This window comes from Gemmiger sp. (assembly GCF_036306485.1).
Classification (GTDB): domain Bacteria; phylum Bacillota; class Clostridia; order Oscillospirales; family Ruminococcaceae; genus Gemmiger.
Genome location: NZ_JAXJZK010000001.1, coordinates 43,489 through 59,614, shown reverse-complemented (window position 1 = coordinate 59,614; position 16,126 = coordinate 43,489). Strand labels below are relative to the sequence as shown.

Annotated in this window: 14 protein-coding genes and 1 pseudogene; 6 read left to right on the top strand and 9 right to left on the bottom strand. The window is 62.7% G+C overall.

Features of this window, described 5'->3' with window-relative positions; genetic code table 11:
• Positions 1-225, top strand: a pseudogene (locus U0L91_RS00300) (hypothetical protein); the annotation flags it as partial.
• 160 nt (positions 226-385) lie between these two features.
• Here the strand turns inward: U0L91_RS00300 and U0L91_RS00295 are convergent.
• From U0L91_RS00295 to rny, 5 genes are all read right to left on the bottom strand, one after another.
• Positions 386-1,381, bottom strand: coding sequence for an Ice-structuring protein (locus tag U0L91_RS00295; RefSeq protein ID WP_330043873.1), 996 nt, complete (start codon positions 1,379-1,381; stop codon positions 386-388).
• Between the two features lie 176 nt (positions 1,382-1,557).
• On the bottom strand, positions 1,558-2,622 hold the full coding sequence (gene rfbB, locus U0L91_RS00290) for a dTDP-glucose 4,6-dehydratase (RefSeq protein WP_330043872.1): 1,065 nt from the start codon (positions 2,620-2,622) through the stop codon (positions 1,558-1,560).
• The gene (gene rfbD / locus U0L91_RS00285; protein ID WP_330043870.1) at positions 2,623-3,525 is read right to left on the bottom strand and encodes a dTDP-4-dehydrorhamnose reductase; all 903 of its coding nucleotides are present in this window, start codon (positions 3,523-3,525) and stop codon (positions 2,623-2,625) included.
• Between the two features lie 32 nt (positions 3,526-3,557).
• Entirely contained in the window at positions 3,558-4,442 is an 885-nt protein-coding gene (gene rfbA, locus U0L91_RS00280; RefSeq protein WP_330043868.1) for a glucose-1-phosphate thymidylyltransferase RfbA, read from the bottom strand.
• 291 nt (positions 4,443-4,733) lie between these two features.
• The gene (gene rny / locus U0L91_RS00275) at positions 4,734-6,287 is read right to left on the bottom strand and encodes a ribonuclease Y (RefSeq protein WP_330043866.1); all 1,554 of its coding nucleotides are present in this window, start codon (positions 6,285-6,287) and stop codon (positions 4,734-4,736) included.
• Between the two features lie 681 nt (positions 6,288-6,968).
• On the opposite strand from rny, the gene thrS reads away from it, so the two are divergent.
• The gene (thrS, locus tag U0L91_RS00270; protein ID WP_330043864.1) at positions 6,969-8,753 is read left to right on the top strand and encodes a threonine--tRNA ligase; all 1,785 of its coding nucleotides are present in this window, start codon (positions 6,969-6,971) and stop codon (positions 8,751-8,753) included.
• Between the two features lie 202 nt (positions 8,754-8,955).
• A complete protein-coding gene (locus U0L91_RS00265) occupies positions 8,956-10,434 on the top strand; it encodes a phage tail tip lysozyme (protein ID WP_330043862.1) in 1,479 nt (492 codons plus the stop codon).
• A gap of 64 nt (positions 10,435-10,498) precedes the next feature.
• On the opposite strand, the gene U0L91_RS00260 is transcribed toward U0L91_RS00265, so the two are convergent.
• The 4 genes from U0L91_RS00260 to U0L91_RS00245 form a co-directional block, all read right to left on the bottom strand.
• Positions 10,499-11,017 carry an HdeD family acid-resistance protein gene (locus U0L91_RS00260; protein ID WP_330043860.1) on the bottom strand — a complete coding sequence of 173 codons (519 nt, stop codon included), beginning with the start codon at positions 11,015-11,017 and terminating at the stop codon, positions 10,499-10,501.
• 38 nt (positions 11,018-11,055) lie between these two features.
• Positions 11,056-12,489: a DNA recombination protein RmuC gene (locus U0L91_RS00255; protein ID WP_330043858.1), complete on the bottom strand. Its 1,434-nt coding sequence runs from the start codon at positions 12,487-12,489 to the stop codon at positions 11,056-11,058.
• A 74-nt stretch (positions 12,490-12,563) separates the two neighbouring features.
• Positions 12,564-12,959, bottom strand: a complete 396-nt coding sequence (locus U0L91_RS00250) for a DUF3592 domain-containing protein (RefSeq protein WP_330043856.1) — start codon at positions 12,957-12,959, stop codon at positions 12,564-12,566.
• 22 nt (positions 12,960-12,981) lie between these two features.
• The gene (locus U0L91_RS00245; protein ID WP_330043854.1) at positions 12,982-13,959 is read right to left on the bottom strand and encodes a dipeptidase; all 978 of its coding nucleotides are present in this window, start codon (positions 13,957-13,959) and stop codon (positions 12,982-12,984) included.
• Positions 13,960-14,217: 258 nt separating this feature from the next.
• Between U0L91_RS00245 and U0L91_RS00240 the strand changes: the two genes are divergently transcribed.
• From U0L91_RS00240 to U0L91_RS00230, 3 genes are all read left to right on the top strand, one after another.
• Positions 14,218-14,562, top strand: coding sequence for a YerC/YecD family TrpR-related protein (locus U0L91_RS00240; RefSeq protein WP_330043852.1), 345 nt, complete (start codon positions 14,218-14,220; stop codon positions 14,560-14,562).
• Positions 14,559-15,599 carry an aldose epimerase family protein gene (locus U0L91_RS00235; protein ID WP_330043850.1) on the top strand — a complete coding sequence of 347 codons (1,041 nt, stop codon included), beginning with the start codon at positions 14,559-14,561 and terminating at the stop codon, positions 15,597-15,599. The genes U0L91_RS00240 and U0L91_RS00235 overlap by 4 nt, the downstream gene beginning before the upstream one ends.
• Positions 15,600-15,716: 117 nt before the next feature.
• The gene (locus U0L91_RS00230; RefSeq protein WP_330043848.1) at positions 15,717-16,112 is read left to right on the top strand and encodes a sigma-70 family RNA polymerase sigma factor; all 396 of its coding nucleotides are present in this window, start codon (positions 15,717-15,719) and stop codon (positions 16,110-16,112) included.
• Positions 16,113-16,126: the final 14 nt, after the last annotated feature.

Below are 16,126 nucleotides of genomic sequence, written 5' to 3'. Positions count from 1 at the left end.
GTGTCCAAGGATGTCTACCAGGAATCCGAGGCGGGCGTCTGGGCGGACCGCCCCGACGGCACCGGCAAATGGGTGCGGTACGATGCCAACGGCGGCATGATCAAGGGCTGGAGCGCCGACGGCAGATACTACTTTGACCCGATTTACGGCACGATGGCCAAGGGCGATGCGACGATCGACGGCCGTCTGTACCACTTTGATCCCAACACCGGCATTCTGCAGTAAGGCCGGATTTTCCCACAAACGGCAGGAGCCGTCCGACAGAATCGGACGGCTCCTTTTTTATGGCACGGGCAGCAAAAAGGGCGGCGCCTCCCCCGCCGATGCGGTGGGAAGAGGCGTCGCCCAAATGGATGAAGGTAAGCCGGACCCGGACGGGCCGCGGTTACTGGCTGTCGGTGGCAGCGTCACCGATCAGACCCTCGCCGGTATCGTCAGCCGTCCAGTCACTGTCGGCCGATGAATCGGAGGAGGCATCCCCGCCGGAATCCTCGTCGGCGGCTGTCTGGTCGGAGGACGGCGTCTCGTCCGCGTCGGACGACGCATCGGAGGATACCGGCTCCTCGGCTGCGCTGGCGGCGGGCATCGAGTCCGTCATCGTGGAATCCAGATTGTTCTGCACGAGGGACTGCGGGTCGGAATCCGCCGTGGTGGGCGCCGGGGTCGTGGAGACCGTCTCGGGCTTCATCTCGCTCTCGGTCAGGGCGCTCAGATACCACTTGCGGTTCGCGCCGCGCTCAAAGACATAGTCCATATACTTGGTGGGCTCGGTCGGCGCGGTCAGGCTGATCTCGTTGCTCGAAGAGTTGCTCAGCGTCGGGATATAGCCCACCGTGACGTAGGTCTTGCCGCCGTGGGTCGTGATCTTCTCGACTTCCGGCGTGTAGAGGCCCACGGCGCCGGTGACCGGCACCAGATAGCCCTGCTTTTCCTCGTCGTAGTAGTAGTTGAACGCTTCGGTCTCAAAGGAGCCGTCGGTGATCGGGTAGTCGGGGCCCAGGAGGTTGCTCAGGTAGGTATCCACCTCGAGGCGCGGCAGAATGACCGAGCCGGTCGTGCTGTCACGCTCGTACTCGTCCAGGCTGCCGCCGTTCTTCTGGATCTGATAGACGGTTCCCCAGATTGCCGCCTGACGGAAGATGCTGGAGTCCACGTCATTGACGTTTTCAAACGGGAGAACGTCGAACATGACCAGACCGTACAGACGATCGGCATAATTTTCGCGGCGTTCGGTGTCGTCCAGGGCGCTGCGCAGCGCGCCGACGATCCAGCCCAGAACGGTGAACAGACCGATCAGGACCAGAACCAGCGCCACGGCGCCGACGATCTGGCGGGACAGACGCCGGTTGTCACGAAGTTGTTCTTCTCTGGAAATTGCCATGTTAAAACCTCATACGATGCGGAGGCTCCCCCGCTGTGGGGAGCCGGATTGAGCTGTTTCGCCGTATTATACCACAAACGGCGCCGCAATGCAAAATTGTGAAAAGCGCCGCCGGGACCGGCACAGGCCGCAAAGACCGGTCCGCGGCCGGTTCCTGCGGTGCACGCTGCCGGAAATTACCGGTTTTTGTACATCTGCTCGTAGTATTTCTGGTAGTCGCCGCTGGTGACGTGCTCCATCCATTCGGGATGGGCCAGATACCAGTCGATGGTCAGCACAATGCCCTTCTCGAAGGGGGTTTCGGGGAACCAGCCCAGATCATTGCGGATCTTGGTGGGGTCGATGCCGTAGCGGCGGTCATGGCCCAGGCGGTCCGCCACATGGGTGATGAGATCCTCGCTGATGCCGTCGTCCTTCAGGCGGTCATGGAGCTGGGCAATGACGGTCTTGACAATGAAGATGTTGGGGCGCTCGTTGTGGCCGCCGACGTTGTAGACCTCGCCGTCCCGGCCCGCCGTGGCCACCATGTCGATGGCCTTGCAGTGGTCCATGACGTACAGCCAGTCACGCACCTGCATACCGTCGCCGTAGACCGGCAGGGTCTTGTGGTTCTGGGCGTTGTGGATGAGCAGCGGGATGAGCTTTTCGGGGAACTGGTAGGGGCCGTAGTTGTTGGAGCAGCGGGTGATGTTGATCGGCATGCCGTAGGTGTCGTGGAAGGCCTTGACGAACATGTCGGCGCTCGCCTTGGAGGCCGAGTAGGGGCTGTGGGGGCACAGCGGCGTGGTCTCCATGAAGTAGCCCTCGGCGCCCAGGGCACCATAGACCTCATCGGTGGAAACCTGCAGGTACTTCTTGCCTTCCTTCCAGGTCTTGGCCTCGGCATCATACCAGGCATCCTTGCAGCACTGCAGCAGGTTGACGGTGCCCAGCACGTTGGACTCCACAAAGATCTCGGGGTTCTTGATGCTGCGGTCCACATGGCTCTCGGCCGCGAAGTTGATGACATAATCCGGATCGTAGCGGTTCATCAGGTCAGTGACGAGGGCACGGTCGCAGATATCGCCCTGCACAAAGATGTGGCGGGGATCGTTTTCGATGTCCGCGAGGTTTTCCAGGTTGCCGGCATAGGTCAGCTTGTCCAGGTTGATCAGGCGGATGTCCTCATGCTTTTCCAGCATGTAGTGCACAAAGTTGGAGCCGATGAAGCCGGCGCAGCCGGTCACAAGATACGTTTTCATTCAATTACCATCCCAATTATTAAAAAAGTCTTGGATTGCATCCTGCCAGGGGCGCATCTCGTCGCCGACGCTGCAGCGCAGCGCACGGTTTTCCAGCGCACTCCAGGCCGGGCGGTTGGCAGCCGCGGGGTTCATCTGCTTGTACTGGGCGCTGGTGACCGGGACAACCCGGGCCGGCAGACCGGACAGGCGGATGATCTCGCTGGCGAAATCGTACCAGCTGCAGATGCCGGTACCGGTGCAATGGTAGGTGCCGTAGTCATGGCTGACCGCGAGCTTGAGAATATGGTAGGCCAGGTCCACCGCGTTGGTGGGGTTGCCGAGCTGGTCATTGACCACCGAGATCGTGTCGTGGGTCTTGGCCAGATTGACCATCGTCTTGACGAAGTTCTTGCCGTAGTAGCTGTACAGCCAGGCCGTGCGCACGATGAAATGGCGGCGGCAGAACCGCTGCACATACTGTTCGCCCAGCAGTTTGGTCTGGCCGTAGGCCGAGATCGGCGCGGGGATGGCGCACTCGTCCAGCGCAACGCCGCCGTTCGGCGTACCGGGGAAGACATAGTCGGTGGAGATATGAACCAGCCGGGCGCCGACCTTCTCGCAGGCCATGGCCAGGTTGCGCGGCCCCAGGGCGTTGACTTTGTAGGCGGCATCGCGGTTGGTTTCGCAGCCGTCCACGTTGGTGAACGCCGCGCAGTTGATGACGGTATCGGGCTGGGTGCGGCGGATATAGGTGACCGTCGCTTCCCGGTCGGTGATGTCCAGTTCCTCCAGATCCACCGCGATGACGGTCGCCTTCTTCAGGCGCTCGGGCAGCGGGCCCAGGGCGCAGCCTTCGGCGGCCAGCTGCTTCTGCAGCTCGGTGCCCAGCTGACCGCGGCAGCCGGTGATGAGTATTTTCATGGTGATGCCTCTTTCTTCAGGATGGCGGGCGCTCAGTATCTGAGCTTGTCATCCGCTACGTTCTTCAGGTGTTTGCCGTAGGGGCTCTTGCCGTACCGCTCGGCGCTTTCCAGCAGCTTGGCGCGGCTGATCCAGCCGTATTTGTAGGCGATTTCCTCGGGGGCCGAGATCTTGATGCCCTGGCGCTGTTCGATCATCCGCACAAAGTCGGCGGCCTCGACGAGGCTGTCCATCGTGCCGGTATCCAGCCAGGCATAGCCGCGGCCCAGCAGCTGCACGTCCAGCTTGCCCTGCTTGAGATACATCTCGTTGAGGGTGGTGATTTCCAGTTCCCCGCGGGCGCTGGGCTTGACCTGGGCGGCCATCCGGGTGACATCGCGGTTGTAGAAATACAGGCCGGTGACGGCATAGTTGCTCTTGGGGCAGGCGGGTTTCTCCTCGATGGAGGTGGCCTGGCCGTTTTCGTCAAAGGCGACGACGCCGAACCGCTCGGGGTCGGTCACATAGTAGCCGAACACCGTGCTGCGGCCCGCTTCGGCGTTGGCGGCAGCCGCCTTGAGCCGCTTGGAGAAGCCGGCGCCGTAGAAGATGTTGTCGCCCAGGACCATCGCACAGGGTTCCCCGTCGATGAAGTCCGCGCCCAGAATGAACGCCTGGGCCAGGCCGTCCGGCGAGGGCTGCACCTTGTACTGCAGATGCACGCCGTACTGGCTGCCGTCACCGAGCAGCGCCTCAAAGCGCGGGGTGTCGGTCGGGGTCGAGATGATGAGAATGTCCTGGATGCCCGCCAGCATCAGGGTGGACAGCGGGTAGTAGATCATGGGTTTGTCGTACACCGGCAACAGCTGTTTGGATGTGACCATGGTCAACGGGTACAAACGTGTGCCGGCACCGCCGGCAAGAATAATCCCTTTCATAGTTCCAGCTCCTTACTTTTCACAGCGCTGCGTACCGCAGCCCCGGGCCGTGCGTCACCGCCCATCCTGAGCTGTCCCGGCCGGAGCTTCCGTTCCGGCCTTTGCCCGGGGCATAAACCCGCACACTAATGTAGTTTATATTATACTTTCTTTTCCATCCGTTGACAAGAGGGAAAACGCCTCGCGGGCCCGTCCGGACAGGAAAAAAGCAAACCGCACGCCCGGCGGTTGACGCCGTGTGTGCGGTTTGCCGAAATCATGGGAAAGGGTGGAGTGCCGGCGGAGGCCGGATCACTTGGCGTACTCGGTAGCGCGGCTCTCGCGGATGACGCTGACCTTGATCTGACCGGGATAATCCAGCTCATCCTCGATCTTCTTGGCCACCTGGCGGGCCAGCAGAATGACTTCGTCATCGTTGACCTTGTCGGGCTGGACGAGGATGCGCACCTCGCGGCCTGCCTGGACGGCGTAGGAGCTCTCGACCCCTTCAAAGCCGTTGCAGAGGGCTTCGAGCGTTTCCAGACGCTTGATATAGCTCTCCATATTCTCGCGGCGGGCGCCGGGGCGCGCTGCCGAGATGGCGTCGGCCGCCATGATGATGAAGGCCAGCACGGTCTTGGGCTCCACGTCGCCGTGGTGGGCCTCGATGGCGTGGATGACCTGCGGATTCTCGCGGTACTTCTTGCAGATGTCCACGCCGATCTGGACGTGGCTGCCCTCGATCTCGTGGTCGAGCGCCTTGCCGATATCATGCAGCAGTCCGGCGCGGCGGGCCATCTGGACGTTGACGCCCAGCTCGCCGGCCATCAGACCGGCCAGCCACGCCACTTCCAGCGAATGGCTCAGCACGTTCTGGCCGTAGCTGGTGCGGTACTTGAGCCGTCCGATCAGCTTGACGAGGTCGGGATGCAGGCTGTGGATGCCCAGATCCATGACCGCCTTCTCGCCTTCCCGCTTCATCTGGATTTCCAGTTCGCGGCGGCACTTGTCGACGGTCTCCTCGATGCGGGCGGGATGGATGCGGCCGTCGGCAATCAGGCGTTCCAGCGCCATCCGGGCCACCTCGCGGCGGGTCTGGTCGAAGCTGGAAAGGGTGATGGCTTCCGGCGTATCGTCGATGATGAGGTCACAGCCGGTGGCGGTCTCCAGCGCACGGATGTTGCGGCCCTCCCGGCCGATGATGCGGCCCTTCATCTCATCGGAGGGCAGCGGCACCACGCTGACCGTCGCCTCGCTCGTGGCGTCGGCGGCACAGCGCGCGATGGCCTGGCCGACCAGTTCGCGGGCGATGGCGTCGCATTCGTCCTTCATGTTGGCCTGGTAGGCGCTGATCTTCATGGCCTTCTCGTGGGTCAGCTCGTCGTCGATGCGCTTGAGCAGCACGGCGCGGGCATCCTCCTGGGTCATGGCGGCAATCGTTTCCAGCTTTTCGGTCTGGCGCAGTTTGAGCTGTTCGAGCTCATCCAGGCGGGCTTCCACCAGCTCGGAACGCTTCTTCAGGTCTTCTTCCTTGCGCTCCATCGCGGCGGTGCGCTTGTCCAGCGCTTCTTCCTTCTGATCCATCCGCCGTTCCTGGCGGGTGATCTCGCTGCGGCGGTCCTTGATCTCCTTGTCGGCGTCGGCCTTGAGCTTGAACGCTTCGTCCTTCGCCTCAATGATGGTTTCCTTGCGTTTCTGTTCGGCAGCCTTGATGGCATCGTTCACAATGCGTTTGGCTTCCTCTTCGGCAGACCCGAGCTTTGCTTCGGCTGTGCGTTTGCGATACACACCGCCCAGATAGAAGCAGACGGCTCCGACTGCGACAACGGCAATGAAAACCAACACCCACGATAAAAAGTCCGGCATGGTTGTTCACTCCTTACAAAATAGAGATTGCAGGAGGGCGAGGCACAGCGAGACGCTTTTCCTTCATGATATCTTTATACAAAATCAGACACGGATGTGGAGGACGAAGGCACAAATGGGCGCACTTCCTCCAAAGATCACATTCTATGCAGTTCAACGCCGAAAATGCGGCGGGTATCCAATATCTAAAAAGCGGCGTTCCCGTTGGGCGACACCCTTTGTTTCCTAACTAGTATTCTAACGGCTATTCACAGAATTGTCAAGAAATTGTTACAATGTGCCCGCTGCGAACCCCACGGCACAGCGGAAATTTTACGTTCCGGGGCCTTGACATTCGGGGGCGGAAAGGATATAGTAAAAGCAACTTCATCCTGTACAAAGCGATGAGGCGGACAAAAAAGTGCAGCGCTGTGCACAAGAGAGGACCGCCGCCCTTCGGGTGTGCTGCAAGCGGTCTTGCGGGCGCGCTGCATTCTACCACCGCCGAGCGCGGGGGCGAACCCCCGTCGGGCCGTGACCCGTTACCAACACGTTCGAGTGGACCGCTGTGTGCGGCCAATTCGGGTGGAACCGTGGAGTATCTGAATGCTTCATCCCGTCTGTTTTTGGAATGGGATGAGGCATTTTTTTCTGCGGTCGGGCGGGCCTGCCCGCCGCAGTATCTCACGAGGAGGCAGCTATATGAAGATCATCTACAAGGACGGCACCGTTGCCGAGTGCCCCAAAGAGGAAGAACTGCACGTTCTTCGCCACACCGCCGCGCACATCATGGCGCAGGCCATCAAGCGGCTGTATCCGGAAGCGGACTTTGCCTTTGGCCCCGCCACCGAGAACGGCTTTTACTATGACGTCGACCTCGGCGACACCAAACTGACCGACGAGGACCTGGCAGCCATCGAGAAGGAAATGAAGAAGATCTGCAAGGAAAACCTTGCGATCAAGCCCTTCATTCTGCCGCGTGCGGACGCCGTCAAGCTCATGGAGGAGCGCGGCGAGAAGTACAAGATCGAGCACATGGCGGATCTGGCCGACGAGACCGAGTTCAGCTTCTTCCAGCAGGGCGAGTACATTGATATGTGCATCGGACCGCACCTGACCTACACCAAGGCGCTCAAGGCGTTCAAGATCACCCAGCAGAGCGGCGCGTACTGGAAGAACGACCGCGAGAACAAGATGCTGACCCGCATCAACGGCGTGGCCTTCCACAACCAGGAGGAGCTGGACGCCTGGGAGAAGCAGCAGCAGGAAGCGCGGGAGCGCGACCATCGCAAGATCGGCAAGGAAATGCGTCTGTTCATGACGGACGACCTGGTGGGCCGCGGCCTGCCGATGTTCCTGCCCAACGGCTACACGGTCTGGCAGGAGCTGGAAAACTATATTAAGGAAAAGGAACGCAAGCGCGGCTACCTGCACGTCATGACCCCCTGCGTGGGCACCGTGAACCTGTACCGCACCTCGGGACACTGGGATCATTACCGCGAGAACATGTTCCCGGCCATGGAGATGGAGGGCGAGAGCTATGTGCTGCGCCCGATGAACTGCCCCCATCACATGATGATCTACGCCAACCGTCCGCATTCCTACCGTCAGCTGCCCATCCGCATCGGCGAGATCGCCCACGACTTCCGGTACGAATCCAGCGGCACGCTGAAGGGCATTGAGCGCGGCCGTCATTTCTGCCAGAATGACGCCCATCTGTTTGTGCGTCCTGACCAGATCAAGAGCGAGGTTGCCGCTGTGTGCGACCTGATCTTTGATGTGTACAAGGACTTCAACATCACCGATTACCGCTGCGTGCTGTCGCTGCGCGACCCCAACGACAAGAAGAAGTACCACGACGACGACGAGATGTGGAACCATGCCGAGAGCGCCCTGCGCGAGGTGCTGACCGAGCTGGGCATCCAGTTCACCGAGGAGATCGGCGAGGCGGCCTTCTACGGACCCAAGCTGGATGTCAACGTCAAGCCGGCCGTGGGTGCCGAGTACACGCTGTCCACCTGCCAGCTGGACTTCTGCCTGCCGGCCAAGTTCCATCTGACCTATGTGGACAAGGACGGTTCCGAAAAGACCCCCGTGGTGCTGCACCGCGCCATCCTGGGTTCTCTGGACCGCTTCATGGCCTACCTGATTGAGGAGACCAAGGGCCGCTTCCCGACCTGGCTGGCTCCGACGCAGGTCAAGGTCCTGCCCGTGAGCGAAAAGACGCTGGATTATGCCCGGACCGTGACGGCCAAGCTGGCGGATGCCGGCATCCGTGCCGTCCTGGACGAGAGCAACGAGAAGATCGGCTACAAGATCCGCGAAGCCCAGCAGGTGGACCGCGTGCCCTATATGCTGGTGCTGGGCGCCAAGGAAGCCGAAGCGGGCAACATCAGCGTGCGCGACCGTCAGGGCGAGACGACGGTGCGCGATCTGGACTCCTTCCTTGAGGATGTCACCGCCGAGATCCGGGAACGCCGTTATTGAGCGTCTGCCGGTCGGCCGCAGAACTTTCGTGCAGCTCTGTTGGGGGAGCTTTGAATCCGCCGGGCAAGGCCTGCGGGTTTCCCAATCGGATTGTACAAGATGAACACGGCGGTCCCCGGTTGCTTGAACCGGAGACCGCCGTGCTCTTTTTTGTTTACAAGTGTAACCGGAACCCATCGTTCCACGACCAAGGAGGTGCCTTTTGAAACGTAAAATCCTGAGCCTGGCGCTGGCCGCTGCGGCCGCGCTGAGTCTGTGTCTGCCCGCTGCGGCACAGGCCACCCCGGAATCCGCCCTTTCCCCCGCCACCGGAGAGGCGGCCGACGAGGCCATGCCGCCGCTGATGCCGCTGTTTGACAATGACAGCGCATCGTATGCCGAAGCCCCGCTGTTCCTGGCCAGCTACGGCAACGAGGACCTGGCCGCCAACGAACAGGGGGTCTATGCCTACCTGACCGGGAACATGGGGCTGAACACCGCCGCCGCGGCGGGCATCATGGCCAGTATGTACCGGGAATCCCGCTTCTATGTGGACATCACCAACGACTACGGCACCGCCTACGGTCTGTGTCAGTGGTACGGCAGCCGCTGGACCAACCTGCAGAACTACTGCAATACATACGGCTACAACTGGAAAACGCTGGACGGCCAGATGCACTTTCTGGAATACGAGCTCAACAGTCTGCCCAGTCTGCTCTCGACGCTGCGCAGCGTGCCCAACACCGCGGAGGGCGCCTACCGGGCGGGCTATGACTGGTGCCAGTACTATGAGCTCGTGACCTACAACCCGTCCCAGTCCGACCGGGACCGCTGCGATTCCCGCGGGGTGCTGGCCCGGGATACCTTCTGGCCCAAGTATGCGAACAGCGGCGACGCCGACGTGCCGGCCGGCTACACCGGCTGGTTCAGCCGCGACGGGCGGGATTACTGGTACGAGAACGGCGTGCGGCAGGGCACGACGGGCCGGGGCAAGGAGATCTATGACCCGGCCTCGGACGGCTGGTACTGGCTGGACGCCGTGCAGGGCGGCGCCAAGGCCGTGAACAAGGATGTCTATCAGGACACCAACGGCGGCAAATGGGTGCGGTATGACGCCAACGGCCGGATGGTCAAGGGCGAGAACTTCCAGAACGGCAGCTGGTACTATTTTGAGCCGGTCACCGGCGCGATGGTCAAGGGGCCCTGGACGCTGCCTGACGGGCGTCATGTCTACTACGATCCCCAGTACGGCACGATGTGCTACGGCCAGGTCTGGATCAACGGGCTGAGCTACACCTTTGACTGGCTGGACGGCGACCTGACCGGCAGCGCCGCGGGCAGTTTCTGGTTCACGGTGGACGGCGCCCAGTACTGGTACGAGAACTGGGTGCGGCAGGGCTGGAACCCCGCCGACCCGAACTACCGCGGCAAGGAGATCTACGACCCGGCCTCCAACGCCTGGTACTGGCTGGACAATGTCCAGCAGGGCGCCAAGGCCGTGAGCAAGGATGTCTATCTGGATGTGGACGGCGGCAAATGGGTGCGGTACGACGCCCTGGGCCGGATGGTCAAGGGCTGGAACAGCAGCAGCGCCGGCACCTGCTACTTTGACCCGCTGACCGGGGCCATGGCCCACGGGCCGGTCTGGATCAACGGCATCCTGTACCAGTTCGACTGGAACACCGGGCTGCTGCTCTCCTGAGCCGCCGGGTTCCCACAAACACAGAGGGCCGCAGCCCCGGAAGGCTGCGGCCCTTTTTTTGCACTCAGTCGGCGCTGCTCAGGATGGCCAGCAGGTTGACGACGCTGCTGAAGGTCAGCATGACGCCAACCAGCCGCATGACCATGGCCGTGGATGCGCCGGGAGAGAACAGCGCGTAGATGCCCAGCAGCACGCAGACGACGCCGATGACCATCGGCACCCACCAGGCGCGGTCCCCCCAGCGGCGGCGGGCTGCCGCGTTCTGGATGCTGGTCATGCCCTCCACCATCAGGAAAACGCAGATGACGAGGCCCACCAGCTCGATCAGGGTGCCGGGGCTGAGGATGAAGAACAGCCCCACCACAACGCCGGCCACACTGAGCGGCAGCAGCGCCGTCTTGACGAGGGTGGCGCGCTGGAAGGTCAGCGCCGCGCCGACCCCCAGGCCGCCGGCCAGCAGGATCAGCCAGCCGACCAGCGAGCAGAGCGCCACGGTGGCGGCGCCGGGCCGCACGATGAGGTACAGGCCCAGCACAATGCCGACCAGCGGCATCGCAATCAGTTCCCAACGAATGTCTTTCATACAAGATCCACCTCCCGGGGAGTTTGCCTTGCGGCAGTTCAGGGTTTGGCATCCTCGCGGCGGCGCAGCCGGGCCGGGGATTCCGTCCGTTCGGGTTCCTGCCCGGCCGCATCGCGGGCAAGCGGCTCGGTCAGGCCCAGCAGGTCGGCGGCCTCGGCGGGTTCGAGCTGCTGGACGCTCTCCAGCTTGCGGGAGATCGCCCGGCTGCGGGTGCCGATCAGGTCCTCGAGGTCGCTGCCCGTCTGGTTCAGATGCCGCTGCATCGAGCGCAGGCCGGTGCCAAACTTTTCAAATTCCGTCTTGACGGCCCCCAGCACCTGCCAGACCTCGCCGGAGCGCTTCTGGATGGCCAGGGTGCGGAAGCCCATCTGCAGCGCGTTGAGCAGCGCCGCCATCGTCGAGGGGCCCGCCACGTTGATCTTGTACTCGCGCTGGAGCACCTCCGGCAGGCCGGAATTGACCACCTCGGCGTAGAGCCCCTCAAAGGGCAGGAAGAGGATGCCGAACGCCGTCGTGTACGGCACCTCGATGTATTTGTCGTGGATGTCCTTGGCTTCCTGGCGGATCACCGTCTCCAGCTGGCGGCGGGCCGCCGCCACGGCCGCCGGGTCCCCCGAGGCCTGGGCGTTCTGCAGGTGCGCGTAGCTGTCGCCGGGGAACTTTGCGTCGATGGGCAGCCAGACCGTGCCGTTCTGGCCGGGCAGCCGCACCGCAAATTCCACGCGGTTGGTGCTGTCCGGAACGGTGGCGACGTTCTCGGCATACTGGCCGGGGGCGAGGATCTCCTTGAGGATCGCCCCGAGCTGCACCTCGCCCAGGATGCCCCGTGTCTTGACGCCGGACAGCACCTGCTTGAGGCTGCCCACGTCGGCGGCCAGGCTCTGCATCTCGCCCAGGCCCTTGTAGACCTGTTCGAGCTGGCTGCTGACCGTCCGGAAGGACTCGCTGACCCGCTTCTGCAGCGAGCTTTCCAGCTTTTCATCCACGGTGCCGCGGATCTCTTCCAGTTTCTTATTATTGTCCGCCCGGATCGCATTCATGCCCTGCAGCAGCGTCGAACGGACGCCCTCCAGCCGGTTGGCGTTGGTATCCTCGAGGTTTTTCAGCCGGGTTTCCAGCACGGTCAGCTGGGCCAGCAGCGCGTCGTTGGCCGCCCGCTGCCGGGCCGCTCCCGCCCGGTCGATGGCCTCCAGCCGGGAGGTCGCATTCTCCTGGCTCTGGCGCTGGCTCTCGGCCAGCAGCGTACCCAGGTCCCGGGTGCTCGCCGTCGTCGTGCGGGCCATCTCGCCCTGCAGCGTCCGGAGCTGGTCGGCCAGGACCTCGGTCTCCCCTTCCACCGTCTGCTGCACCAGCCGGGCGATCTTGTCGGTGTTGTCCCGCCCTGAGTTGCGGTTGCTGCGGACGAGCAGCAGCGCCAGAAGGATGTTGCTCAGCACCGACAGTGCCAAAACGAGATATGCTACCACCTGCATAGTATGCCTGCCTCCGAATTTCCGTGATGCTGCCAGTATACCACAAAATCCGGCAGATTACAACCTTATGTTGTTCACCAGGGAATTCCCAGCCAGAGAATCACCGCAACCCCCAGCGCCACAAAGAACAGGCTGAGCAGTTCGGCCTCGGGGCTCTTGCGTTCGACCAGATGGGGGCTGGCCGGATTGTACCAGACCGCGATGAGCTGGCCGATGTTGCGGCTGCGGTTGAACCAGAAGGCATCGTTGGTCAGGGCGGTGCGGCGGACGCCGTCTGCCTCAAATTCCACGGTATAGCGATAGCCGCCGCTGCCCTTGCGGGTTTTGGGGCCGTCTTTCTCGCATTTGAGGATGCGGGCGGTCAGCAGCGTGCCGCCCCGCACCGTGCGGTATTTTTCCGCCACGCAGGCAAGGCCCAGCACGATAAAGACCAGGCCCAGCGCCCAATAAAAAATCTGCAATGCTGTCATGACTGTTTTCCTTTTTGTATGGTCAGAGGTTTTCGGTAAAGAAGCGCTCGGCGTTGCCGCTGAAGAGCTTTTCCACCACCCGCTCCGGGATGCCTTCCCGCTGCAGGCCTTCGGCCAGACGGGGCAGGTCCTGGGCGCCCGCGATTTCGAGATCGCCGTCAATGCCGTCAAAGTCGCTGCCCAGGGCGATGCAGTCCTCGCCCGCATGGTCGATCAGGTAGCGCACCTGGCGCGCCATGTCGCTGATGCGGCTGCGGCGCCGGGCGGGGTCGGGGTTGGCGTCCAGGAAGGACGGGCAGTAGTTCAGCCCGATCAGGCAGCCACGCTCGCCCATGGCGTGCAGCATCTCGTCGGTGAGGTTGCGGACATGGGGGCAGCAGCCGCGCGCGTTGGAATGGCTGGCCGCAAAGGGCCGGGTCGTATAGCGCAGCACGTCCAGGATGCCGGCGTCGGACAGGTGGGACACGTCGGGGATCATCCGCAGGCGTTCCATCTCCCGCACGAACTCGACGCCGCGGGGCGTCAGGCCGCCCTCGGTGTTGGGACGGTTTTCCTGCACGAAGTTCGGTTCGGCCAGCCCGTTGCGGAAGTTCCAGGTCAGCGTCATCATCCGCACGCCCAGACGGTAGAGATCCCGCAGCACGCCCAGGCTGTCCCGGCAGACGCCGCCCTCCTCAACGGTCAGCATCAGGCCGATGCGGCCGCTGCCGCGCAGGGCGCGGATGTCCTCGGGGGTGCGCACCGCCGTCACCTGGTCGGCGTACCGGTCCAGCAGCCGGTTGAAAACATCAATCTCTTCCAGGCAGGCAACCAGCGGGTCCTTCTCCCGCTCGGGGTCCAGACAGACATAGCAGGCCATGCACTGCAGCAGATAGTCGCCGCGGCGCATCCGCTCCAGGTCCAGCATCAGGTCGTTGTGGGCAAAGTCCTTGGGGTGGCCCTCCCGTTCGGCATAGCGCAGCTCGGAGAGCGTGTCGCAGTGCAGATCCCATACTTTCATCGTACTACCTCCCTCTCGGGCGGAACAAAATCCGCCTGTATGTTGTCTATCATACCTCTTTGCGCGCCAAACGGCAAGGGGGCGGAGCCGGGGAACTTCGATATTGACGGGGTAGGAATTCAGTGTGTTAAAGCCTTGACTTGCGTTTGTGAAATTGCTACAATACAAATAACAAGCGCCTGGGCTTTGTAGGCGCATCCGCCAAGTTCCACCGGGCCACTCTGGCCCCAGACCTGTATTTTGTCAAAGGAGGCGCCTATGCGCGCTGGTACCGCACCCAACGGGCAGCCCCGCCGTACGGCTCTGTATGAGGCCATTCTGCGGCTGGAAAACCTGGATGATTGTATTCGTTTTTTTGAGGACCTCTGCGCTGTGACCGAACTGCGCACGCTGGAGCAGCGCTACGATGTGGCAAGCTGCCTGCTGGAAGGCAAGGTGTACAGCGAGATCCGGAAGGAGACCGGCGCTTCGAGCGCCACCGTGAGCCGCGTGAACCGGATGCTCAATTACGGCACCGGCGCCGTGGCCGACAGTGTCCGGCTGGATCTGTCCCGCAAAGCAGAGAGTTCCGATACCGACTCGGAAGGGAGCGAGCAAGGATGAGCATTCAGATCCGCAATTTCGGCAAAGCCACGGATGGCACTTCCGTCAAGGAAGGCATCCTGTCCAACGGGCAGCTGGAGGTCCATATCCTGAGCTACGCTGCCCTGATCCACCGCCTCATCGTGCCGGACCGCCACGGCCGCAAGGTGGATGTCGTGCTCGGCTACCCCACCGTCGAGGATTATGAGCTGAATCCCGATTCGATGGGCGCCGTCGTCGGCCGGTATGCCAACCGCATCGGCGGAGCCAGTTTCTACCTTTATACAGAGGAATACCATGTGACCGCCAACGAGAACGGCAACTGCCTGCACAGCGGTCTGCACGGATTCCATCACACGGTTTTCCGGATGGTGGAGGACGGCGACGCCCTGGTGCTGACCGCCGTCAGCCCGGACGGCACGGACGGCTTCCCCGGCAACGTCGAGCTGGAAGTCCGGTACAGTCTGGCCGGCAGCGGTCTGGTCATCCAGTATACCGCTTCCACCGACGCCCCCACCGTCATCAACATCACCAACCACAGCTACTTCAACCTCAACGGCCACGATTCGGGCAGTGTGCTGGGGCACCGGCTGTCCATGGACGCCCGCACCTATCTGGAGACCGACGAATATTCCATCCCCACGGGCCGTAAGATCCCGGTGGCCGGCACGCCGATGGACTTCACCGAAGAAAAGACGATCGGCCGCGATATTGCCGCCAATTATCCGGCGCTGGTCCAGTGCCGCGGCTACGATCACTGCTATGTTGTGCCCGACACCGGCCTGCGCCATGTGGCCTGGCTGACCGGCCCCGACACCGGCATCCGGATGGAAACGCTGACCACCCAGCCCGGTGTTCAGGTCTACACGGCCAACTACCTGGAACCCAAAACGCCCGGCAAGGACGGTGCCCGCTACGCGCCGCGCCACGCCGTCTGTCTGGAAACCCAGGAGTTCCCCGACTCCCCCAACCACAACGAGTTCCCCGATGTCACCGTCCTGCCCGAGACGCCTTACAGCGCCACCACGGTCTACCGGTTCGATGTCGCCCCGCTGTGATCCTGGATTCTGCAGGGAACCGCCTTCTTGGAAGGCGGTTCCCTTTTTTCGTGTCGGTTCTTCCCGGTGCGCGATTGCCGCCGGGCCCGCGTGCATACAGTGTACGGGGGTGATCTCATGTTGGGAATTTTCGGGTTGTTTTTGCAGTCCGTTGCCGGGCATATGCTGTACCTGGCGCTGCATCTCGAGACCGGGCGGTTTCCCCGCCCGCTCACGCGCGAGGAGGAGCGGGAGGCCTTCGCCGCCCTGCGCCGCGGCGACGAGGGGGCGCGGGACCGGCTGATCCGCCACAACCTGCGGCTGGTGGCCCATGTGGCCAAAAAATACTACGCGGCGCCGGGCAGCCAGGACGATTTCATCAGCATCGGAACCATCGGGCTCATCAAGGCCGTGGATACCTACGACCCGTCCCGTCCCACCCGCTTTGCCAGCTATGCCAGCCGCTGCATTGAAAATGCTATCCTCCCCCCAGCGCCGACCGCTTGCTCCCCCTTGCGGGATGCGCTACAATAAAGACAGAGAGGGAG